This window comes from Chitinilyticum aquatile DSM 21506, from assembly GCF_000430805.1.
Lineage (GTDB): Bacteria > Pseudomonadota > Gammaproteobacteria > Burkholderiales > Chitinibacteraceae > Chitinilyticum > Chitinilyticum aquatile.
Genome location: NZ_KE387259.1, coordinates 63,464 through 85,976, shown reverse-complemented (window position 1 = coordinate 85,976; position 22,513 = coordinate 63,464). Strand labels below are relative to the sequence as shown.

At 58.2% G+C, this 22,513-nt stretch carries 22 protein-coding genes and 1 pseudogene; 14 read left to right on the top strand and 9 right to left on the bottom strand.

The window, feature by feature from the left end; genetic code table 11:
- Nucleotides 1-36: 36 nt before the first annotated feature.
- The 12 genes from flgF (at nucleotide 37) to H559_RS20490 (ending at nucleotide 13,340) form a co-directional block, all read left to right on the top strand.
- On the top strand, nucleotides 37-774 hold the full coding sequence (gene flgF, locus H559_RS0113570; RefSeq protein ID WP_028453109.1) for a flagellar basal-body rod protein FlgF: 738 nt from the start codon (nucleotides 37-39) through the stop codon (nucleotides 772-774).
- Nucleotides 775-837: 63 nt separating this feature from the next.
- Nucleotides 838-1,623 (top strand): flagellar basal-body rod protein FlgG, encoded by a 786-nt coding sequence (gene flgG, locus H559_RS0113565; RefSeq protein ID WP_028453108.1) that lies wholly within the window; start codon nucleotides 838-840, stop codon nucleotides 1,621-1,623.
- Nucleotides 1,624-1,628: 5 nt separating this feature from the next.
- Entirely contained in the window at nucleotides 1,629-2,312 is a 684-nt protein-coding gene (locus H559_RS0113560) for a flagellar basal body L-ring protein FlgH (RefSeq protein WP_051279486.1), read from the top strand.
- Between the two features lie 13 nt (nucleotides 2,313-2,325).
- The gene (locus H559_RS0113555) at nucleotides 2,326-3,429 is read left to right on the top strand and encodes a flagellar basal body P-ring protein FlgI (protein ID WP_028453106.1); all 1,104 of its coding nucleotides are present in this window, start codon (nucleotides 2,326-2,328) and stop codon (nucleotides 3,427-3,429) included.
- A gap of 137 nt (nucleotides 3,430-3,566) precedes the next feature.
- The gene (gene flgJ / locus H559_RS0113550; protein ID WP_028453105.1) at nucleotides 3,567-4,478 is read left to right on the top strand and encodes a flagellar assembly peptidoglycan hydrolase FlgJ; all 912 of its coding nucleotides are present in this window, start codon (nucleotides 3,567-3,569) and stop codon (nucleotides 4,476-4,478) included.
- Between the two features lie 31 nt (nucleotides 4,479-4,509).
- Entirely contained in the window at nucleotides 4,510-6,522 is a 2,013-nt protein-coding gene (gene flgK / locus H559_RS0113545) for a flagellar hook-associated protein FlgK (RefSeq protein ID WP_028453104.1), read from the top strand.
- Nucleotides 6,523-6,548: 26 nt separating this feature from the next.
- Entirely contained in the window at nucleotides 6,549-7,940 is a 1,392-nt protein-coding gene (flgL, locus tag H559_RS0113540; RefSeq protein ID WP_028453103.1) for a flagellar hook-associated protein FlgL, read from the top strand.
- An 86-nt stretch (nucleotides 7,941-8,026) separates the two neighbouring features.
- Nucleotides 8,027-9,379 (top strand): DNA repair protein RadA, encoded by a 1,353-nt coding sequence (gene radA, locus H559_RS0113535; RefSeq protein ID WP_028453102.1) that lies wholly within the window; start codon nucleotides 8,027-8,029, stop codon nucleotides 9,377-9,379.
- A 131-nt stretch (nucleotides 9,380-9,510) separates the two neighbouring features.
- On the top strand, nucleotides 9,511-9,837 hold the full coding sequence (trxA, locus tag H559_RS0113530; RefSeq protein ID WP_028453101.1) for a thioredoxin TrxA: 327 nt from the start codon (nucleotides 9,511-9,513) through the stop codon (nucleotides 9,835-9,837).
- A gap of 147 nt (nucleotides 9,838-9,984) precedes the next feature.
- Nucleotides 9,985-11,244 (top strand): transcription termination factor Rho, encoded by a 1,260-nt coding sequence (rho, locus tag H559_RS0113525; RefSeq protein ID WP_028453100.1) that lies wholly within the window; start codon nucleotides 9,985-9,987, stop codon nucleotides 11,242-11,244.
- 86 nt (nucleotides 11,245-11,330) lie between these two features.
- Nucleotides 11,331-11,588, top strand: a complete 258-nt coding sequence (locus H559_RS0113520) for a type B 50S ribosomal protein L31 (protein WP_028453099.1) — start codon at nucleotides 11,331-11,333, stop codon at nucleotides 11,586-11,588.
- Nucleotides 11,589-11,699: 111 nt separating this feature from the next.
- Nucleotides 11,700-13,340, top strand: a complete 1,641-nt coding sequence (locus H559_RS20490; RefSeq protein ID WP_051279484.1) for an ArnT family glycosyltransferase — start codon at nucleotides 11,700-11,702, stop codon at nucleotides 13,338-13,340.
- A gap of 18 nt (nucleotides 13,341-13,358) precedes the next feature.
- Here the strand turns inward: H559_RS20490 and H559_RS22390 are convergent, their stop codons facing one another.
- The 8 genes from H559_RS22390 to argF all read right to left on the bottom strand — a co-directional run bounded on the left by H559_RS22390 (nucleotide 13,359) and on the right by argF (nucleotide 19,727).
- Nucleotides 13,359-13,529 carry a DUF3149 domain-containing protein gene (locus H559_RS22390; RefSeq protein ID WP_081413070.1) on the bottom strand — a complete coding sequence of 57 codons (171 nt, stop codon included), beginning with the start codon at nucleotides 13,527-13,529 and terminating at the stop codon, nucleotides 13,359-13,361.
- A gap of 87 nt (nucleotides 13,530-13,616) precedes the next feature.
- On the bottom strand, nucleotides 13,617-15,500 hold the full coding sequence (locus H559_RS21890; RefSeq protein ID WP_051279482.1) for a sensor domain-containing diguanylate cyclase: 1,884 nt from the start codon (nucleotides 15,498-15,500) through the stop codon (nucleotides 13,617-13,619).
- An 81-nt stretch (nucleotides 15,501-15,581) separates the two neighbouring features.
- Nucleotides 15,582-16,076, bottom strand: coding sequence for a YajQ family cyclic di-GMP-binding protein (locus H559_RS0113500; protein WP_028453098.1), 495 nt, complete (start codon nucleotides 16,074-16,076; stop codon nucleotides 15,582-15,584).
- Nucleotides 16,077-16,165: 89 nt separating this feature from the next.
- Nucleotides 16,166-16,477: a pyrimidine/purine nucleoside phosphorylase gene (ppnP, locus tag H559_RS0113495; RefSeq protein ID WP_028453097.1), complete on the bottom strand. Its 312-nt coding sequence runs from the start codon at nucleotides 16,475-16,477 to the stop codon at nucleotides 16,166-16,168.
- A 28-nt stretch (nucleotides 16,478-16,505) separates the two neighbouring features.
- Nucleotides 16,506-16,703 carry a DUF2788 domain-containing protein gene (locus tag H559_RS0113490; RefSeq protein WP_028453096.1) on the bottom strand — a complete coding sequence of 66 codons (198 nt, stop codon included), beginning with the start codon at nucleotides 16,701-16,703 and terminating at the stop codon, nucleotides 16,506-16,508.
- A gap of 72 nt (nucleotides 16,704-16,775) precedes the next feature.
- Entirely contained in the window at nucleotides 16,776-17,993 is a 1,218-nt protein-coding gene (locus H559_RS0113485) for an argininosuccinate synthase (RefSeq protein ID WP_028453095.1), read from the bottom strand.
- 189 nt (nucleotides 17,994-18,182) lie between these two features.
- On the bottom strand, nucleotides 18,183-18,803 hold the full coding sequence (leuE, locus tag H559_RS0113480; protein ID WP_028453094.1) for a leucine efflux protein LeuE: 621 nt from the start codon (nucleotides 18,801-18,803) through the stop codon (nucleotides 18,183-18,185).
- 9 nt (nucleotides 18,804-18,812) lie between these two features.
- Complete coding sequence (argF, locus tag H559_RS0113475; protein WP_211230947.1) at nucleotides 18,813-19,727, bottom strand: ornithine carbamoyltransferase; 915 nt, start codon at nucleotides 19,725-19,727, stop codon at nucleotides 18,813-18,815.
- Between the two features lie 206 nt (nucleotides 19,728-19,933).
- On the opposite strand from argF, the pseudogene H559_RS0113470 reads away from it, so the two are divergent.
- Both H559_RS0113470 and fabG read left to right on the top strand, forming a co-directional pair.
- A pseudogene (locus tag H559_RS0113470) lies at nucleotides 19,934-20,224 on the top strand (DUF3579 domain-containing protein); the annotation flags it as partial.
- 160 nt (nucleotides 20,225-20,384) lie between these two features.
- Nucleotides 20,385-21,125, top strand: coding sequence for a 3-oxoacyl-ACP reductase FabG (gene fabG, locus H559_RS0113465; RefSeq protein WP_028453091.1), 741 nt, complete (start codon nucleotides 20,385-20,387; stop codon nucleotides 21,123-21,125).
- A 116-nt stretch (nucleotides 21,126-21,241) separates the two neighbouring features.
- Here fabG and H559_RS20480 read toward each other — a convergent pair whose 3' ends face one another.
- Entirely contained in the window at nucleotides 21,242-22,513 is a 1,272-nt protein-coding gene (locus tag H559_RS20480; RefSeq protein ID WP_051279480.1) for a L,D-transpeptidase family protein, read from the bottom strand.

Sequence of the window (22,513 nt, the reverse complement as noted above, 5' to 3'; positions counted from 1 at the left end):
GACGAGCCTGCCCCCTGGAACTGAACGGACACAATCATGGATCGCCTGCTCTATATCGCCATGTCTGGCGCCAAGCATACGCAACAGCGCCAGGCGACCGTTGCGCATAATCTGGCCAATGCGTCGACGCCGGGATTTCGCGCCGATCTGGCTGCGTTTCGCGCCATTCCTGTTTTGGGCGATGGTCTGGCAACACGTGCTTACACGGTCGAGCAGACTACCGGCTCGGATCTGAGCAACGGCCCCTTCCAGCAAACCGGCAACGACCTGGATGTGGCGGTTGACGGTCGTGGCTGGATCGCGGTGCAAACGTCGACCGGCGAAGCGTATACCCGCAACGGTGAATTCACGATCGACGCCACGGGTCTGCTGAAAAATCAGCGTGGCGAAGTTGTCCTCGGTGAAACCGGCCCGCTACTGGTGCCGGAGAATACCAAGGTCAGCATCGCTCCTGATGGCACCGTGAGCGGTACATCGCTGGATAATCCCTCGGAAGTTAACGAAATCGGCCGCATCAAGCTGGTCAACCCAGCGGATACCGAGCTGCAGAAGGGGAGCGATGGCCTTTTCCGCCTGCGCAGTGGCGAAGCGGCTCAGGCCGATGCCTCTGTCAGGCTGGCGGTAGGGGGCTTGGAGGGAAGCAACGTCAATACGATCGATCAGCTGACCGCGATGATTGCCACGCAGCGTCATTACGATCTGCAGGTGCGGATGATGCAGGCCGCCGACCAGAATGCCCGCGCCGCTTCACAGTTGCTGCAGATGAGCGCCTGATTTCGCGTTGCCTCGTATTAGAACCAAACAAACACTCACATAGTCAGGAAAAGGATTGCAACCATGATTCGTTCGCTCTGGACCGCCAAAACCGGCATGGATGCCATGCAGACGAATGTCGATGTCATCTCGAACAACCTGGCTAACGTCAATACCAATGGTTTCAAGCGACAGCGCGCCGTATTTGAAGATCTGCTATACCAGACCATCCGCCAGCCGGGCGGCTCGACCAGCCAGCAGACCCAGTTGCCGACCGGGCTGCAGATTGGGGTCGGCGTGACACCGGTTGCGACCTCGCGGATCTTCATGCAGGGCAATCTGCAGCAGACCGAAGGCCAGCTCGATATTGCCATTGATGGTCCCGGCTTTTTCCAGATTTCGATGCCGGATGGCACGACTTCCTATACCCGCGACGGCGCCTTCGAACTTGATAACCAGGGCAATGTAGTCACATCCAGCGGTTTCCTGCTGCAACCAGCGCTGCAGGTGCCGCAGGGCACGACCAAGCTGACTATCGGTACTGACGGTACGGTGAGTGCCATCGTCAATGGCGATTCTGCGGCACCTATCGTGGTCGGCAATATCCAGCTTGCGACCTTCATCAATAATGGCGGCCTGCAGTCCATTGGCTCGAACCTGTTTCTGGAAACCGCTGCCAGTGGTGCACCGATTGTCAGTACACCGGGAACCAACGGCTCCGGCTTCGTGAAGCAGGGTTTTGTGGAAACATCCAATGTCAACGTCACGGGCGAACTGATCAACATGATCGAAGCGCAGCGTGCTTACGAAATCAATTCGCGAGCAGTCAAGACATCCGATGAAATGCTGCAGCGTCTGAGCAATCTGTAATCGCCATGCTGAATAAATCGCACCTCCGTCTTGTTGCCATCGCTTTGGCTGTCCTGCTGTTGCAGGCCTGCGTGGCGCCACAATCCATCGTGACGAAACCGGTGACATCGCGCCCCCAGCCGACGGCGATGGTGGAAAACCAGAATGGCAGCATTTACCAGGCATCTACGGCAAGGCTGATGTTTGAAGAGCCGAATGCTCGTTTCATCGGCGACATTCTGGTGGTGACGCTGGAAGAAAGTCTTACTGCTGCCAACAAGGCCAATTCCAAGGCCAATCGTTCGGGTGAATTGTCGGTTAGTGGCAGTGGCAGTGCGCCGTATTTCCCGAATGCGCTGGAAAAGCTGTTCAATGCCGAGATCACGGCCAGCGGCAAAAATACCTATACCGGCACGGGTGAGACCAACAGCAGCAATACCATCCGCGGCTCGATTGCCGTCACGGTGATTGATGTCTTTCCCAATGGCAATCTGCAGGTGGGCGGAGAAAAGCAGATTGCCATCAATGGTGAAACGAATGTGCTGCGATTTACTGGTGTTGTGAACCCGCGCGACGTCCGGCCGGGCAATACGGTATCGTCGGCGCGGGTGGCGGATGCCCGCATCGAGCAGGTGGGGGTTGGCGCGATCGGTGATGCCAATACCATGGGTTGGCTGCAGCGCTTTTTCCTGTCTGCATGGCCATTTTGATCGGGATATGTGCATGAAGCCCAATGTGTTCAAGTTTCTTGCGGCAGTACTTGCAATGGTATTGTTGCCGCTCGCGCAAGCTGAGCGCATCAAGGATCTGGCGACCTTCTCCGGTGTGCGCAATAACCAGCTGGTTGGTTACGGCCTGGTTGTGGGGCTGGATGGCAGCGGCGACCAGACCACGCAAACGCCGTTTACCGTGCAGTCGGTGATCAATATCCTGACCAACCTTGGGGTACAGGTTCCGCCGACCGGCAGCATGCAACTGAAGAATGTTGCGGCCGTCACCGTGACCGCCATGCTTCCGCCCTTTGCCAGGCAGGGGCAGCCCATCGATGTGACGGTGTCGTCACTTGGCAATGCCAAGAGTCTGCGCGGCGGCACGCTGATCATGACGCCGCTCAAAGGGGCGGATGGACAGATTTACGCGATGGCGCAGGGCAACCTGATCGTTGCGGGGGCCGGTGGTGCGGCAGGCGGTAGCAGTGTGCAGGTCAATCAGCTGGCGACCGGGCGCATTCCCAATGGCGCGACGGTGGAAAAACTGGTGCCGACCATGCTGGGCTCGGGCGACTATGTGACGCTCGAACTGCTGCAATCCGATTTCGGTACGGCCAACCGGGTGGTTGGTGCCATCAACAGCCAGTTCGGTCCGGTTGCCGCCGCGATGGACGGTCGCGTGATCCAGATTCGCGCACCGCTCGATACCAATCAGCGTGTGGCATTTCTGGCGCGGCTGGAAAACATCAATGTGGCGCAGGGGGAAGTCTCGCCCAAGGTGATCATCAATGCCCGTACCGGGTCGGTGGTGATGAACCAGGCGGTACAGGTTGATCCATGCGCCATTGCGCACGGCAGCCTGACCGTGACAATTGCGGCCGATAATCAGGTGGTGCAGCCCAATCCGGTGGCAGGAGGGCGTACCGAAACCGTGACCAATGCGGCGGTTGACATTGATGTGGGCAAGGGGCCGGTCGTCAAGTTTCCGAAGGCCGTGAACCTGAATCAGGTCGTCAAGGCGCTGAACGCAGTGGGTGCCACGCCGCAGGATCTGCTGGCTATCCTGCAGGCCATGAAGGTGGCAGGAGCGCTGAAAGCGGAGCTGGAAGTGATCTGATTTGTGCACTGCGCATTTGCTCTTGTTCATATTTTCAGCAGTCGGAAACAGGCCCGCCGGCAGGCGGGCTTTTTCATTGGCACGTCCCTTGCTTTAAGCAAGGGGAGTTTGCTTGAAAACGTTCCGGGAGCCGAGACATGGCCATTGCTAAAACTGCAGCAGCTTCGCTGGCCATTGATCCGCGTGGCGTGGAAAGCTTGCGCCGGCAGAAGGGCGATCAGGCAGCTGCCGGAGTGGCAAAACAGTTTGAAGCCATGCTGATGCAGCAGATGCTGGCCAGCATGCGTCAGGCGACGCCGCGTTTTTCTGAAGGCAGCGACAGCAGTGCACTCGACATGTTTCGCGGCATGTATGACCAGCAACTGTCGCAAACCTGGGCGCAGCAGGGCAGCCTCGGCCTGTCCGATGTCATCTTGCGCCAGATCCAGGTGCAGCAGAATCCGGCGCTGCTGAAGCAGGTGCAGACCGGTTCCGGGCAGCTGCAGTTGCAGCGCTCGCTGGATGCCGTGCGTGCCGGCTTTGCCGCAGCTCCGGCAAAAACTGCCGATCAGCCCGCTTCCGGCAGGCTTGATGGTAGTGCCGAGGGCTTTATCTCGAAAGTGAAGGCCGCAGCCGGTTTGGCAGCAAAAGCACTGAATGTTGCCCCCGCCATGCTGATCGGCCATGCCGCACTGGAAAGCGGCTGGGGCAAAAAGTCCATCAAGGATGAACAGGGCAATGAAACCTGGAACCTGTTCGGGATAAAGGCCGGGAAAAGCTGGACAGGCAAGACGGTCGATGTGTTGACCACCGAGTATGTTGACGGTCAGCCGCAGAAACGGGTTGAAAAATTTCGTGCCTACGCGTCATTGGAAGACGCATTTGCCGATTACACCTCGCTGCTGCAGCGCCGCTATGGCGAGGTGATGGGAACGGGAAGCGATGCGGGGCGTTTCGGGCAGGCACTGGCGCGCGGCGGTTATGCCACCGCGCCTGATTATGCGCACAAGGTCGCCCGGGTCGTGCAGAGCGTGCAGCAGCGCATCAATGGTTCAAGTAACGCCGGCTGACGCCGATACCGAATAGAAGCAGGAGCGAATCATGGGATCTTCCGTATTTGGCATTGGCGTATCTGGCCTCAATGCAGCCAATCTGGGCTTGACGACAACCGGGCACAATATTGCCAACGTCAATACACCGGGATACTCGCGTCAGCGCATCATCCAGAGTGCACCGTATCCGCAGGGCTCGGGCAGCGGTTTTGTTGGCATGGGCGTGAAGGTTGATACCATCACCCGCATCTATGACCAGTTTCTGACCCGTCAGGTAAACAGTACCCAGAGCCAGTCCAGCTACTACGATGCCTTGTTGTCGCACCTGAAGGAAATCGACAACATCGTGGCGGATCCCGATGCTGGCGTTTCCCCTGCCTTGCAGAGTTTTTTCAGCTCCGTGCAGAATGTGACGACGAATCCGTCTAACATGCCGTCACGACAGCAGATGCTGGCCTCGTCACAAACACTGCTGAACCGTTTTCAGGTGTTCGAGCAGCGCCTGGCCGAGCAGCGCAATTCGCTCAATGGCGAGGTCACCAATACCGTCAACAGCATCAATGCCATTGCCCAGAGTATCGCCAAGGTCAACAACCAGATTGCCCTGACCAATGGTGCCGGGCAGCCGCCCAATGACCTGCTTGACCAGCGCGACCAGCTCGTGCGAGAGCTGAATGTGCAGGTCAAGGCGACGACCCTGCAGAATGACGATGGCACCATCAATGTCTTCATCGGCAGTGGCCAGAGCCTGGTCATGGGTGGGAATGCCACCACGCTGACCACGGCTCCTTCGCAGGCCGACCCGGAGCGTCTCGCCGTGGTCTATCAGCAGGGGGCTAACCAGGTTGAACTGCCCGACTCCTTGCTCAATGGCGGTGTTCTGGGCGGGCTGCTGGAATACCGCAGCAAGTCGCTCGACTTGGCGCAGAACAGCCTGAACCGCATGGCGCTGGTTTTTGCCCAGACCTTCAATGAACAACACCGCGCCGGCATGGACCTCAACGGCAATCTCGGTGGTGATTACTGGGATTTTTCGACGGTTACAATGGCGTCTATCCCTCCCACCGTGCCGCCTACAACAGTGAAGCCGCCTGCGCTTGGGGCCGTGCGCACCAATCAGGCCAATACGGGAGGGGCGAGCCTGACTGGGTATATCAGCGATGTCAGCAAGCTGGCTGCCAGTGATTACGAGCTGGTGTTTGACGCGGCGTCCAACAAATATACGCTGACCCGTCTCAGTGATGGCTCGCGTTCGATATTGGATCCCACCGTGGCCGGTCAGGATCCGGTGGCGGGGCTGAATATCGAAGGCATGTATCTGAAATTGAGCGCTACTCCGGCCGGCGGTGACCGTTTTACCATCCAGCCAACCAAGGGGTTCATCAATGGTCTGAGCGTCGGCATTACCGACCCACGGGAAATTGCCATCGCTGGCCCCGTTCTGGCAACGCCGAACAAGACAAATACGGGCAGTCTGAAAATCACTCAGCCGGAGGTGGCAGCCCAAACCACCGTAACTACCGATGCGGCGATCAATCCGAGCCTGCGCAACAAGGTAACCGTTACCTTTAACGCGGCAGGCACTTTCGATGTATTCGACAATACAGCGGGAGTTGCGCTGGCTACCGGCGTTGCATATACACCGGGAATGACTCTGTCGTATAACGGCTGGAATATGAAGCTGGACGGGCAAGCTGCTGCTGGCGATGTCATCGTTGTTGATAAAAACACGGCGACCGGTTCGGCGGATAACCGCAACGGCCTGGCGCTTGGCAAACTGCAGACCACACGGCTGATGGATGGTGGCTCTGCTACCTATCAGGAAGGCTATGGCCGCATGGTCGCCGCCATTGGCACGCAGACCAGCGAAGCCAAGGTACTGGCTGATGCGCAGGGGGCCATGCTTACCCAGGCCGAGCAGGCAAGAGACTCGGTGTCCGGCGTCAACCTGGATGAAGAGGCCGCCAATCTGCTGCGCTACCAGCAGGCTTATCAGGCGGCCAGCAAGCTGATCCAGATTGCCCAGCAGGCCTTTCAGGAAATCATCAATATCGGCCGCTGAGCGCGGCGGATAGCGGGAGTACGATCATGCGAGTCGGAACAAATACGATTTACCAGCTTGGTGCGCAGGGCTTGCAAAAGCATATTTCGGATCAGGCCAAGCTGCAAAACCAGCTCAGTACCGGGCGCAGGGTGCTGACGCCGGCGGATGACCCGATTGCCTCGTCACGAATTCTGGATATTGCGCAGTCGCAAGCGCTGAACGAGCAGTACAAGATCAACAGCAATACGGCCGATTCCTCCCTGCGCATGACCGAGGCGACCCTGAAGCAGGTCACTGACCTGATTCACGATGTGTCGCAACTGGCAGTCACGGCAGGTAATCCTGCGCTGACCGGGGCGGAGAAGAAAATGCTCGATAGCGAGCTGCAGGGGCGCTACAAGGAACTGCTTGGCCTGGCCAATGCCACAGATGGCAATGGCCTGTATCTGTTCTCCGGTTACAAGGGGGACACCAAGCCCTATACCGAGGCGACCTTCGGCAATGTGGTTTATAACGGCGACGATGGGCAACGGCTGGTGCAGATTTCACAGTCACGCAATATCCCGGTGTCGGATTCCGGCAACGACGTGTTTTCCCGCATCAAGAATGGTAACGGTACCTTTGTGACGGCCCAGGCCAATTCGGGCGCTCCGGCATTTACGCCAACGAATAAAGGCAGTGGCATTGTCAGCCCGGGTGAGGTGGTTGACCCGGCCAAGTGGAATGCCTTGCCGGCGCCGCGTGACTTCAAGGTGCAGTTTTACTGGCAGCCCAATGCCACAAAACCGGATGCACCGACGGTGACCTATGATCTGATTGACAGTACTGGTACATCGCTGATCGATGGTCAGGCAACCCCACGTGCTTCTGGTTCTGGTCCACGGGCCTATGTGCCGGGAGGGGATATCGAATTCAAGCAGATCGGTGCTGAGGCCTGGCCGGGGCCGGCCACGGATCTGGGGATCAAGCTGAGCGTCACCGGAACGCCACTGCAGGTGGATCCGGCGACCAAGGTGCCGGTAGGTGCTCCTGGTGCAGCGGACGCCTTTACTGTTGCTGCCAGCACGAATGTTGATCTCTTCAAAACACTGGGTGATCTGTCGACTGCGCTTACCACTTATACGATCGATGGCACGGGAAATGGCCAGGCGGCCTTCCAGAATCAGCTCAATACGGCATTATCCAATTTGTCCAACTCCCTGACCAATGTGCTGACGGTTCAGGCCAGTATCGGGGCGCGGATGAATGAGACCGATTCGGTACGGGATACCAATGCCGATATGAAAATCCAGTACGCACAAACCTTGAGGGACTTGCGCGATCTGGATTACGCTGAGGCACTAAGTGATTTTGCACAGAACCAGACCCTGCTTGATGCCGCGCGGAAATCGTTTGCGCAGGTGCAGAGTCTGAGTCTGTTCCAGTATATCAACTAGATGGGTGTGTCTCTGTAGCCCTTTTGAATGTTTGCTTGTGGCCGTATGCCTAAACGGGTATGCGGCCTTTGTTTTTCGGGATGAGTATGGCCAAAGCCAGGACGATTTACAGTTGCAGCGAATGCGGCGCCACTTCGCCGAAATGGCAGGGGCAGTGCCCGGGTTGCGGGCAATGGAATACCTTGCAGGAAACCATTGCCCAGCCGGCCGGGCCGGTGCGTTTCCAGTCGCTGGCGGCGGATGGCGCCATCCGCCAGCTCGCCGATGTGGAGGCCGAAGAGCTGCCACGCACGCAAACCGGAATTGCCGAGCTTGATCGCGTACTGGGCGGTGGCCTGGTTCCTGGTGGTGTCGTGCTGATCGGGGGAGATCCGGGCATCGGCAAATCCACCTTGCTGCTGCAGGCGCTGACGAGGCTGGCGGATGCCCATCGTGTGTTATATGTGTCCGGCGAAGAATCGGCGCAGCAGATTGCCCTGCGCGCCAAGCGGCTGGATCTGGTGGCTGCGCGGGTTGCGCTGTTTGCCGAAATCGGGCTGGATGCGATTCTTGGCGCACTGGAGCGCGAAAAGCCGCAGGTCGCAGTGATCGATTCGATCCAGACCGTGTACACCGAGGCATTGGGCAGTGCGCCGGGCAGTGTTGCGCAGGTGCGTGAATGCGCCGCGCAATTGACCCGCTTTGCCAAGCGGACTGGCACAACAATCCTGCTGGTCGGGCACGTCACCAAAGAAGGGGCGCTGGCCGGGCCGCGCGTACTGGAGCATATCGTTGATGCCGTGCTGTATTTCGAGGGAGATACGCATTCCAGCTTCCGCCTGATCCGTGCCATCAAGAACCGTTTCGGCGCAGTGAACGAGCTGGGGGTGTTTGCCATGACCGACAAGGGGCTGCGTGAAGTTTCCAACCCTTCGGCGCTGTTTTTGTCGCAGCACCGCGAGCCGGTGTCGGGTTCCTGCGTGCTGGTGACGCAGGAAGGTAGCCGCCCCTTGCTGGTCGAAGTGCAGGCGCTGGTCGATGATGCGCATGCGCCGCAACCAAGACGGCTGGCGGTGGGCGTTGAGCAGAACCGGCTGGCGCTGTTGCTGGCTGTGCTGCACCGGCATGCCGGTATTGCTGCATTCGATCAGGATGTGTTCATCAATGCGGTAGGTGGTGTGCGCATCAGTGAGCCCGCAGCCGATCTGGCCATGCTGCTCGCCATTGTTTCCAGCCTGAAGGACAGGCCTCTGCCGGAGAAACTGGTGGTCTTTGGTGAAGTGGGCCTTGCCGGCGAGGTGCGTCCGGTACAGCGCGGCCAGGAGCGCTTGCGAGAGGCGGCCAAGCTTGGTTTTACCCATGCCATCGTTCCCAAGGCCAATCGTCCGCGCCAGCCTATCGAGGGCATGACGGTTACGGCGGTCGAGCGTCTGGCTGACGCCGTCGATGCAGCCCTGTAGATTGCGCCTATCGTGGTAATAGGGACGATGTTTGGGAAAATGGCTTGAAGCCGGTTAGAATGCCCTCATCAACAAATGCATGGCCGCTGTAAACAGTGGCGCAACAATCTGAACCTCGCCTGGAGACTTTAATGAGCGAACAAATCGTGCAACTGACCGACGCCTCTTTTGATGCCGATGTATTGCAGGCCAAGGGCCCGGTGCTGGTGGATTACTGGGCTGAATGGTGTGGTCCCTGCAAGATGATTGCGCCGATTCTGGATGATATCGCCTCTGAGTACGCCGGCCGCCTGACCATCGGCAAGCTGAATATCGACCAGAATCAGGCTACCCCGCCGAAGTTCGGCATTCGTGGCATTCCGACCCTGATGCTGTTTGTGGATGGTGAAGTGAAGGCGACCAAGGTTGGCGCACTCTCGAAGTCGCAACTGGTGGCATTCCTCGACGCCAACCTGTAATAAAAACACCTTCTCTGCGATTGACAAGGGGCGCCTCCAGGGCTACCCTAGGTCAATTGTCCAGCACGGCGGGCAGTTCTGTCCGCCGTTCTTGTATTCCGTCCCGCCCTACCTTCCCTTCATTTCCCTGACTGCACCCACATAGACATGCGTTTATCCGACCTCAAGAAGCTTCATGTTTCCGAGCTGATCGAAATGGCGACCGCCAATGAGATCGATGGAGCAAACCGGATGCGCAAACAGGACCTGCTGTTTGCCATTCTCAAAAATCAGGCCAAGAAAGGGGAGAGCATTTTCGGCGATGGAACGCTGGAAGTGCTGCCGGACGGTTTCGGCTTCCTGCGCAGCCCCGATACATCCTATCTGGCTGGCCCCGACGATATCTACATCAGCCCCAGCCAGATTCGCCGCTTCAATCTGCACACCGGTGACACGGTCGAAGGTGAAATCCGTACACCGAAAGATGGCGAGCGTTATGTAGCCTTGGTCAAGGTGGACAAAATCAATGGCGAGCCGCCGGAAAACGCCAAGAACAAAATCCTGTTTGAAAACCTGACGCCATTGTTTCCGAATGAGCGTCTGCATCTCGAGCGTGATATCCGGGCTGAAGAAAATACGACCGGTCGCCTCATTGACCTGATGGCGCCGATCGGCAAGGGGCAGCGCGCCCTGCTGGTGGCGCCGCCGAAGTCCGGCAAAACAGTCATGCTGCAGCATATTGCGCATGCCATTACCGCCAATCATCCGGAAGTCGAACTCATTGTCCTGCTGATCGACGAGCGGCCGGAAGAAGTGACGGAAATGCAGCGCTCCGTGAAAGGCGAAGTCGTGTCGTCCACCTTTGACGAGCCGGCCATGCGCCATGTGCAGGTGGCCGAAATGGTTATCGAAAAAGCCAAGCGTCTGGTTGAGCACAAACGTGATGTAGTGATCCTGCTCGACTCGATTACCCGTCTGGCTCGTGCCTACAACACCGTGGTGCCGGCCTCCGGCAAGGTGCTGACCGGTGGTGTTGATGCCAACGCATTGCAGCGCCCCAAGCGTTTCTTCGGTGCTGCGCGCAATATCGAAGAGGGTGGCAGCCTGACCATCATTGCTACCGCGCTGATTGATACCGGCAGCCGCATGGATGATGTGATCTACGAAGAATTCAAGGGTACGGGCAATAACGAAATCCACCTTGATCGCCGGATGGCGGAGAAGCGGATTTTCCCGGCCATCAACATCAACCGCTCCGGTACGCGCAAGGAAGAATTGCTGATCGAGCAGGACAAACTGCAGAAGATCTGGGTTTTGCGCAAGTTGCTGTATCCAATGGATGATCTGGAGGCGATGGAGTTCCTGATGGACAAAATCAAGGCCACCAAGACCAACGATCAGTTTTTTGATTCCATGCGTGGTCGCTAGGCTTGCCTAGGCGGCACCATCGTGGAATAATGCGCGTTTTGCGTCGGCACAACCCCGGCGCGCTATCAATCTAAGGACCTACAGACATGAAACCCGGTATCCATCCCGAATACAACGAAGTAATCTTTTTCGACGCCAGCGTTGATTTCAAGTTTCTGACCCGTACCACCATGAAGGCTCGTGGCAGCGAAACCATGAAGTGGACTGATGGCAAGGAATATCCGGTTGTTCGTCTGGACGTTTCCTCCGAATCCCATCCGTTCTACACCGGCAAGCAAAAAATTGTCGATACTGCCGGCCGTATCGAGAAGTTCAACCAGAAGTTCAACATGTATCGTCGCTAATCGGCGTCGTGCATTGCAAAAAGCAGCCTGCGGGCTGCTTTTTTATTGCGGCGCAACGCCCGTGCGCTGTTCAGGGTATGATTCCTTGCCAATCGACTGCCTCTGATTTTCATGCTTACTTATTCGCCATCTTCGCTTTCCCCCGAGACACCCGGCAAACCCAGCGACAAGCCCTGGCTACTGATCGTGCTGTGCTTGCTGTGGCTACTGCCGGGGCTCGTCGGTCACGACCCCTGGAAGCCTGCAGAAAATCAGAGCATGGCGATTATCCAGGTCATGCTGCAAGGGGGAGGCTGGCTGGTGCCGCAGATTACCGGCCTGCCGAGTTTTGAGCAGGGCCCTCTTTATTACTGGGTTGCTGCTGGCTTTGTGAAGGTTCTTTCACCGCTTGGCGTGGTTGCTCATGATGCTGCCCGGCTTTCGACCGGGGGATGGGTGGCACTGGCCATGTGGGGGCTGGGGCTTGCCGCCCGGGCATTGTATGGCAGGCGACACGGCCGGGTCGCCGTGGTGATTCTTATCGGATGCCTTGGTCTCCTGCAATGGGGGCATCACATTTCGCCGGCCATTCTGGTCTTGACCGGCTTTGCCTGGCTTGCCTATGGCTTGATCATTACGTCGCAGAGACCTCTGCATGCAGGCTGTGTCCAGGCCTTGAGCTGGTGCATTCTTGGGCTTGGTGCATCCTTTGCCGAATTGATTCTTGCGGTGTGCGTGTCCTTGCTGCTGCTGATGGCTCATGGAAGGGCGCGCAAGAAGGCCGCGCTCGTCACTCTGTTGACGGCCATACTGCTTGCCGCCCCCTTGATTGCCATCTGGCCTTTTGCATTCAGGCAGGCCCAGCCGGGGCTCTTTGCAATCTGGTGGGAGACTGCAGCGCTCGGAGCATATGGCGGGTTTTCCCGGTTATCCCTGTTTCATGCATTCGGATTTCTGCCCGGTATCGTGAGCTGGTTTGCATGGCCGGCATTGCCGCTGGCTGCCTGGACGGCTTGGCTTAACAGGCATGAGTTGCTGCGACCGTTATGGCGCAATCAGTTATGGGCATTGCTGCTTGTGGTGCTTTACATCTGCTGTGCCGGTGATCCGAGCGAAGCCCAGGCGCTGGCACTACTGGTGTCATTGTCGCTCTTCGGTGCCGGGGGGGTTGATGACCTTCGCCGTGGCGCAGCCCAGGCGCTGAACTGGTTTGGTATTGCCACATTCGGCCTGATTACCCTGGGCTTGTGGGTTGCGTGGTTCTCGCTGGGATCAGATTTGCTCGGTTTTATCCAGCCGCATATACGCAAGTATGGTGGCCTGGATGCTCCGGGAATCACTATGGGCACGGTGCTTGCATTTTTGCTCACCGCGCTTTGGGTGCTGCTGCTATTGCGGCGCAATCCGCGTGGGCAGCGGGCGGTGACAAACTGGGCCTGCGGCCTAACCCTCACCTGGGCCGTATTTATCGGCCTGTGGCAGTCCTGGCTGGATGATGGCAAGAGCTATCGTTTGGTTGCCAACGCGGTCGCACATCGCGTTGCAGGCGATTGCCTGGATGTCAGCAGCATCAGTGAGGCGCCGCGTGCCGCCTTGAGTTACTTCACGTCGCTGGATCTGCGTGTCGATGAGCGGCGCCAGGCTGCGGAATGCCGCTACCGGCTGGTGCCATGGCCGGTGACTGCGGCCAATAGCGAGCTGCTCTGGGAGGGTTCGCGCCCCTATGAGCAGAAGGAGCGCTTTTACCTTTATCGACTTGTTGCGATAGATTGACGCAGGTTTTATGCCCTGCTATTTGGCTTCCGGTTTTTCGGCCTGATTTTGTGCCAGCGTGTCTTCCCGGATATGCCGGCGTACGAAAAAGAACAGGTAGACTGCCATCACAATGATGAAGCCGATCGTGAATAGCGACAGCAGCCCGATGTCGGATGTGAACAGGGCTTGCAAGGGAGAGTTTTCCATACGGGCCTCCAAGTGGCGAGTGGCGTGCAAACAAGGCTTGCTGTTTGCATATCATTCCCCAAGTGGCTGCCTGACTGTTGATGCTGGTCAAGAAAGTGGCAAGTCATCCGCCTTGCTGTCATTGTACTGGCGCACTCGGTTGCGTCCCTGGTGCTTGGCGTTGTAGAGCGCCTTGTCTGCACGCTTAAGCAGATCGCTGATACCGCTGTCGTGTTCCGTGTACTGCGCAACACCGATGCTGGTGGTGAAGCGGATGCGATGACCTTCCGGGGTCGTGACCATGTGTTCTTCGATGGCGAGACGCAAACGCTCTGCTGCTTCAAGGGTGGCGGTCAGGTCAGTTTCGGGCAACAGAATTGCAAATTCTTCACCTCCCATGCGGGCGATCAGGTCCGTGTCGCGAAGGCAGGCGAGTGCGATTTCCGCAATCGAGCGGATCACCTGGTCGCCTGCCGGGTGCCCGAAAGAGTCGTTGATTTGCTTGAAAAAATCGATGTCCAGCATCATCAGCGAGAGATCATGTCCGTAGCGACGTGTTCTCTGCAGTTCCTGCTCGCCACGTTCCATGAAGTGGGCCCGGTTGGCAAGGCCTGACAGGCTGTCGGTCGTCGCCCGGCGCTTGAGTTCTTCTTCCAGTCGCTTGCGTTCGGTAATGTCATTGATGCCGATGACAAGAACAACCTGCTCGCTGATGGTGACCGTAGATAGCGAAAGCGTCGCCCACAGCGGCATGCCGTCATGCCGCCGCAGTACAATTTCGACATTGTGGGCGGGCTCGTTGCGCTGTGCGTAATAAACCAGATCCATGAACTGAACCCGATCCTGAAAGAAATCGAATGCTCGCATCGACAGTGCGGCGGCCTGGGGGAGATCGAACAGTTGGGCGGCCTGCTGGTTGATGTAGGTGACAAAATAATCTGGCAGGCGGGCCAGCATCAGTGCAACCGGCGTGGTTTCGATGACCTGCCGGAAGCGGTTTTCGCTGGCCTGCAACTTGATTTCCTTGCTGCGCAGATTCCGGGATAGCCTGTGCGAGCGCCAGAAGAAAAAGCTCATCAGTAGAGAAAGTCCCAGCAGAATCGCCCCGCCGAACAGATAGGCCAGTGAATTGCGCCGCCAGTTGCCCAGATAGTCTTCCGAGGCCGAGCTCACGACAATCCGCAGCGGGCTGCCTGGAATTGTGCGGTAACTCACCAGCCGCATGCCATCGGCAGACTTGGTCAGTTGGGTGATGGTTTCTTCCTTGTTGCCAAGGCTATTCAATGCATCTGTATCAAGCGCAAACGGGTAAGGCGCATTCTGGTGGCTGAGGCCGCGCAACGAAGCCAGTACGAAGCCATCCTGGTCCAGCAGGTCGATCACGCTGTTCGGCCCCGAGGGAACCTTGTCGAACAGCTTGCTGAAGTATTCGCTGGCGATGCTGGCAGCGACGAGTCCGGCAAATTCACCATTCCCGTCTTCGATGCGCTGCAGAATCAGCAGGGAGGGGGTCCGGTTCCTGCTTTCCGGTTTGAGTGTGACGTACACCCGGTTGAGATAGCGGTTATTGCGGATATTACTGACTTCTTCAGCCGGCAGGCTGATGTGTGCCTCGGGGGTGTCCAGCGCTTCATGCGTGGTCTGGCCACTGCTGCTGATCAGCGCCAGATTGCTCGCCTGGCGAACCATGGTCAGCTTGTCGAGCAGGTAGCCATTGAGCTGTTTGGCAGCATCATCGTCAAGCGCCACTCCGGAGAGCTGCTCTGGCGGCACTTGCCGGCTGATGTCTGTGAGTACCAGATTGAGCTGCGATACCGCATTACTGATCTGACCCTCCAGAATGACGGCCTCAGTCTCGGTTTCCGTGCGAGCCTGCTGCTGTGCCGTCCGGTAGGACTGATTCACCTGCAGGGCGAGGATCAGCACTACCCCGGCGCAGAATAACAGGGCAAGGGTGCTGATCAGCCAGGGGGGGCGCTTGGTCCAGGTCATGAGCAGAGGCAGTGGAAAAGTCTGCTTACTATAGACCTTGCAGGTAGGTACAGTCTCCTTCTGTGGCCTACCTGTGGCGGTTTAGTCGCGGAAATTCTGGTATTGCAGCGGGAAGTCCGTGACCGATTTGCGGATCAGGGCAATGGTTTCCTGCAGCACATCGCGCTTGGCACCGGTAACGCGCACCGCGTCGCCCTGGATGGCGGTCTGGACCTTGAGTTTGCTGTCCTTGATCAGAACGGTGATGCGCTTTGCCAGGTCCTTGTCGATGCCGGCCTTGATCTTCAGTTCCTGCTTGACCTTGTTTCCGGAGACTTTCTGCACATCCTGGGCATCCAGTCGCTTGCTGCTGTCCGGTTCCTTCTTTTCCAGAGCCGGGAAAAGCAGGTCCTTGATCTGGTCAAGCTGGAACTCGGAGTCGCCGTAAAGCGTGATCAGTTCGTTCTTCTCGTTGAGTTCAACCTTGGCCGAGGTGCCCTTGAAGTCGTAGCGGTTGACGATGGCCCGCTCAGCCACGTCGATGGCGTTTTTCAGTGCGACCATGTCGACTTCGGAGGTGATGTCAAAAGAGGGCATGAGTGCAATCCTTCTGCAGGTAGTTGGTTGATGTAGCCATAAATGCAACAGAGCCGCGTTGGCGGCTCTGTCATTGCCTGCGCTCGGGCTTAGCCGAAGTGGCAGACGTAGTGCAGGGTGTCGGTCACTTCGATTTCGAAGCTGGAATCACCCGGTACATTGAACGATTGGCCGCCGGTGTAGGTGGTGGCCTCCGTTTCACCGGCCAGCTTCACGGTGCAGGAGCCGGCGATCAGTTCCATGATTTCCGGTGCGCCGGTATTGAACACCAGCTTGGACGGCAGGATGACGCCCACGGATTTGCGGGTGCCATCTGCCAGCAGAATGGTATGGCTGACGCATTTGCCGTCAAAATAGACGTTGGCTTGCTTGAGTACGGATACGTTGTCGAACTGGCTCATGGAAGTCTCTTGGACAATTGGGTATGGGTTATTGCAGGAACTCGGTCAGGATGGTCTTGAAAATGAAGCCGAACATCCCGAAGCCCAGTACAAACAGCAGAATCAGAAACCCCTTCTTGCCAGCCTTCGATTCCTTGGCCAGCTTGTAGATGATGAAGACCATGTACAGGATCAGTCCGGTGCAGAGCAGTGGCACGGAAATGGCGGTAAATTGTTCTTCAGTCATGGGTATATTTCTGGAAGCTATTGCTTGTAATGGCTCTGGCGTTATACCCCGGCTTGCACCGGGGCGAGTGACTTAGCGGCCCTTCTTGCCGGCGATACGCATGCGCAGCGCGTTGAGCTTGATGAAGCCACCGGCGTCAGCCTGGTTGTAGGCGCCGCCATCATCGTCGAAGGTCGCGATGGTCTGGTCGAACAGGGTGTCCTTGGAGTCGCGTGCGACAACAGATACGCTGCCCTTGTAGAGCTTCACGCGGACCCAGCCGTTGACGTAGCCCTGGGTGTGGTCGATCAGTACCTGCAGGGCACGGCGTTCGGGTGACCACCAGTAGCCGTTGTAGATCAGCTCGGCGTAGCGTGGCATCAGGCTGTCCTTCAGGTGGGCCACTTCGCGGTCCAGGGTGATGGATTCGATGCCACGGTGAGCCTTCAGCAGAATGGTGCCGCCCGGGGTTTCGTAGCAGCCGCGGCTCTTCATGCCGACGTAGCGGTTTTCCACCAGATCCAGACGGCCGATGCCGTGCTTGCCACCCAGCTCGTTGAGCTTGGCCAGGATTTCGTGCGGCTTCAGTGCCACGCCGTTGATGGCGACCGGGTCGCCATTGGCGAACTCGATGTCGACGTATTCGGCGGCATCCGGTGCGGCTTCCGGGCTGACGGTCCAGCGCCACATGCTTTCTTCGGCTTCGGCCTTCGGGTCTTCCAGATGGCGGCCTTCGAAGCTGATGTGCAGCAGGTTGGCATCCATCGAATACGGCGCACCGCCGTTCTTGTGCTTCATGTCGACCGGGATGCCGTTGGTTTCGGCATAGGCCAGCAGTTTTTCGCGGGACAGCAGATCCCATTCGCGCCACGGGGCGATGATCTTCACTTCCGGCATCAGCGCGTAGGCGCCCAGCTCGAAGCGCACCTGGTCGTTACCCTTGCCGGTGGCGCCGTGGCTGATGGCGTCAGCGCCGGTTTCGCGGGCGATCTCGATCAGGCGCTTGGCGATCAGCGGGCGGGCAATCGAGGTGCCCAGCAAGTATTCGCCTTCGTATACGGTGTTGGCGCGGAACATCGGGAAGACGAAGTCGCGCACGAATTCTTCGCGCACGTCATCGATATAGATGTGCTCCGGCTTGATGCCGAACTGCAGCGCTTTCTGGCGTGCCGGCTCGAGTTCTTCGCCCTGGCCGAGGTCGGCGGTGAAGGTCACCACTTCGCATTGATAGGTATCCTGCAGCCACTTCAGAATGACCGAGGTATCCAGGCCGCCCGAATAGGCGAGCACGACTTTTTTCACGTCAGACATCTTTTACTCCCGATAAAACGATTCCGGACCAGCAGGCTGTTGAAAACAGCCTGCGCTGCATTTTCAGCGGCAAAGCCGATGAAAATGTATTGAAAATAAAATTCGCCGCTGATCATTCAACGGCATGTTTGCGCCGGGCTTTGCCCGGTGCTTGATGCCGGTGAAGAACGCGACTGTTTCAGCACCCTGCTAGCGACTCAGCGCCAGCCGGGCTCCGAAACTGATGAACAGAATGCCGGTCAGGCGCTGCAGCAGCGCGCCCACCCAGGGGGTGTGGCGCAGTCGTCTGGCAAGACCGGCACCGGCAAGAATCAATACGCTCAGATAGCTCAGGCTGATCGCCTGCAGGATCAGTCCGAGCGCGGTAAAGGTCAGCGGCACATTGCCGTAGGACGGGTCGACAAATTGCGGGAAGAAGGCCATGAAAAACAGGATGGCCTTTACATTGACCAACGAGATGCCGAGCGCCTTGCGGAAAATATGGCTGGCTGGTACATCGACGGGTTTATCGTCGGAGCCCTTTCGCTTGTTGAGTAACAGGCGCATACCCAGGTAGGCGAGGTAGGCGGCACCCAGATAGCGCACCACGTCATACGCAGCCGGAAAGGCCTTCATCAGGGCGGCGACCCCGAGCACAGCCGCCAGCATCAGGCAGAGATCACCGACCACGATGCCGGCCGCCGCAGCGTAACCCGCGCGCACGCCACGCTGCGCGGCTACGCCCAGCGTGAACAGCGAATTCGGTCCGGGCGCCAGAATGATGGCGACCGTTCCGATCACGTAAGTGGCAAGGTCGGTGATGCCTAGCATGGACACGTATCAGTCCTCGATGCGGCCCAGCAGCAGATATTCGATTACGGCCTTCTGGGTGTGCATGCGGTTTTCCGCTTCGTCCCAGACAATGGATTGCGGGCCGTCGATCACTTCCGGGTCGACTTCTTCACCGCGGTGTGCCGGCAGGCAGTGCATGAATACGGCATTGGCCTTGGCCTGCAGCATCAGTTTTTCGCTGACCTTGTAGCTGAGGAAGTCCTTCTTGCGCTGCAGGGTTTCGCGCTCGAAGCCCATGGATACGCTGACGTCGGTGGTGACGATGTCGGCATCGCGTGCCGCCTGGTACGGATCACGGAAGATTTCGAAGATATCGCTGCCGTAGGTCTGGCCGTCCAGTACGGTCATGTCGTAGCCGGGCGGGCAGGCAATGTTCAGCTTGAAGTTGAATATCTTGGCCGCCTGCAGCCAGGTGCGCGACACATTGTTCGAGTCGCCGATCCAAGCGACGGTCTTGCCTTCGATCGAGCCGGATTTCTCGATGTAGGTAAAGATGTCGGCCATGATCTGGCAGGGATGGTATTCATTGGTCAGGCCGTTGATGACCGGAACCTTGGAGTTTTCGGCGAAGCGCTCGATGATGCTCTGTTCGAAGGTGCGGATCATCACGATATCGACCATGCGACTGATGACCTGGGCGACATCTTCGATCGGTTCACCACGGCCGAGCTGGGTGTCCTTCGAGTGCATGAACATGGCGTGGCCGCCGAGCTGGAACATGCCGGCTTCAAACGATACGCGAGTGCGGGTCGAGCTTTTTTCGAAGATCATGCCGAGCACCTTGCCGGGCAGCGGCTGGTAGAGTTCGCCCGCCTTGAGGCGAGCCTTGATCTTGGCGGTGCGCTCGAAAAGGTAATCGTACTCTTCGCGGCTGAAATCGGAGAACTGAAGGTAGTGACGCATGGTTGTCAGGGTCCTGTCTCGCCGTACACGCTTGGCGCCGGCAACGCGGGAAAAAGTTAACATTATTCAGCCGTTTGCGCTGTACTGGCAAGCCCCGATGCGTATGCAGACCGGGGAATGCCGATATTGCTCGTCTGAAGGGGGCGGGGCGATTGTGGCGGTGTTATAATGCCCATGAGCCTGAGAGGGCGTTTCCGCCAAGATGCATCATGATCTGTAATCCTTACGAAATCATCATTCAGGGCCTAACCAGCTCCGGCCGCGAATTCCGTCCCAGCGACTGGGCCGAGCGACTCTCCGGCATCCTGTCCACCTTCGGGCATGATCAGAAACTGTCCTACGCGCCGTATGTGCGGCCAATGGTGCACAACAATGTGCGCTGCGTCGCGGTCGACAAGCAGCTGGAAAAAATCGACCCGCGCGTGTACGAGTTCATCATGACGTTCGCGCGTGACAATGACCTGCGCATCATCGATTGCCGCACACTGATCGACGAGGCCGGCGGCGATCCGGCCGGGCACTGATTCCGCGCTGTCTGTCCCTTGCACATTCCTGTCTGATCTTCCTTGCTGCGCCGCACAATGGCGGCTATGCTGATTCCTGATGCGGTGCGCCGTTAGCGCGCCGGCACTTTTCAATCGCAACCAGGGGTCGGGCATGAAACTCAAAGATAAAGTATCCATCATTACCGGTGCAGCCAGTGGCATTGGTGAGGCAACCGCACGCAAATTCGCCGCAGAAGGCGCCAAGGTCGTCGTGTGTGACGTCAATCAGGCTGGCATCGACACGCTGGTTGCCGAGCTGGTGGCTGGTGGCGCCGATGCTGTCGGTTATCTGGTCAACGTCACCGACAAGGCGCAGATCGCCGCCATGGTTGATGGCGTGAAATCCAAGTATGGCCGCATTGACGTACTGGTGAACAATGCCGGCATCACCGCCGATGCTCAGCTGGTCAAGATGACCGACGAGCAGTTCGACCGCGTGATCGACATCAATCTGAAGGGCGTTTACAACTGTACCCGCGCCGTGGTCGATACCATGGTGGCGCAGGGGGCTGGCGTGATCCTGAATGCCTCGTCTGTCGTGGGCGTGTATGGCAATTTCGGCCAGACCAACTACGCCGCGACCAAGTTCGGTGTTATCGGTTTCGTGAAAACCTGGGCCAAGGAACTTGGCAAGAAAGGCATTCGTGCCAATGCCGTGTGTCCGGGCTTTGTCGGTACGCCGATGGTGATGGCAATGCCGGAAGACGTGCTGAAGAAGATGGAGTCGCGCATTCCGATGCAGCGCGTGGCACGGCCGGAAGAAATTGCCAATGTGTATGCCTTCCTTGCCAGCGACGAAGCCAGCTACATCAATGGCGCCGCCATCGAGGTTACGGGCGGCCTGGCACTCTGATCTGTGCCGGTACTGCCAACAAAAAACCGCAGCGTGCTGCGGTTTTTTGTTGGGTATGTGACTGGAGCCTTTTCCGGATAAGGGTTGTGCTTTCATGCACTCATGGGTATGCGCAATCAGCCAGCGTTGCTGCTGCCTTCCCAGACGATGCGCCAGCCTTCGCCTTCGCGCTGCCAGTAGAGGCGCTTTTTCATGCGGTTATCGAGGTTGTTGCTGCGGTAATCCTGCTCGAAGCTGGTCACCAGCTGGCTGGCGTTTTCGCCTGCCGCAAAGATGCTGACATCATTGAGATCAATCTTCACCCATTCCTTGCTGTTGTTGACCGCCGCTTTCTGTTCGCTCCAGCTGCGGATGTTGAGGCCGTCATCGCTGCGGAAGCTGTCCGAGTAGAAGTTCAGATAGCGGCTGGTCTGGCGTTCGGCCCACGCGGTGCGCCAGTTTTCCAGTGTGGCTTTGGCCGCCTCGTGCTGTTTGTCCCAGGCGGCCTGATCCAGCCATTGAATGCCCGGAACGATGACGACTGCGGTTTTGCCGAGCTGCAGGTATTCGGCCAGCTTCTGCATTTCCGGATTGGTGAGTGCGACGCAACCATTCGATGCCAGCGGTGCGCGGGCATACGTCGCGGCCGGAACACCGTGCAGCCAGATCCCGTGACCGGTGCGACCCTGTGTGCGATCCAGCTCGTTGGGGTAGGAAATCGGCCATGCGCCGACGCCGTACAGATCGGCCTGCGCCCCGTAGCTCTTGTCGAGCTGTTCGCGTGGCAGGTGGCCAGTGACAAAGTAAACGCCCAGTGGTGTGCGCTGATCGCCTTCCTTGTATTTGTCGAAGCCCAGTTTGCCGATGGTGACGTAGAAATCGGTCACATAGCGCGGGGTGCCGTTGTCGTTGGCGTACACGTAAATCCGCGAGGCGCGGGTATCGACCAGAATGGCGTGTTTCATCTCGTCGGCAAACACCAGCAGGTTGCCGGGAAGTTTGTTGACATGGGGCGGATTCAGGCGGTACTGGTTGCGCTGGTAGGCTTCCAGGCGCAGGTCTTCCAGCTGGCTGGCGAGGTTGTTGCCCTCCACGCCACCACCAATGCGGTCAAGCGGCTGTGCGCGCATGGCATACAGATCGCCGCGTAGCAGGTGGGCGAGGCGGTAATTCGGGTGTTCGGCGAGCAGGGCTTCGACGGTTGCCGTGGCGTCAGCGATCTGGCCGCCACGAATCGCGTCGATGGCCGCCATGATGCGCTGCTCCGGCGTACCATTTGCCGCCTTGCCCTGCTTTTCAATTAGCAGGGAAACGGGGGCTGGGTCGCTGAAGATCGGACGTGCTGCCGGTGCAATGACCAGCAGCAGCGTGATGATCACGAGGCGCTTGAACCATCGGATGTAGTGCAA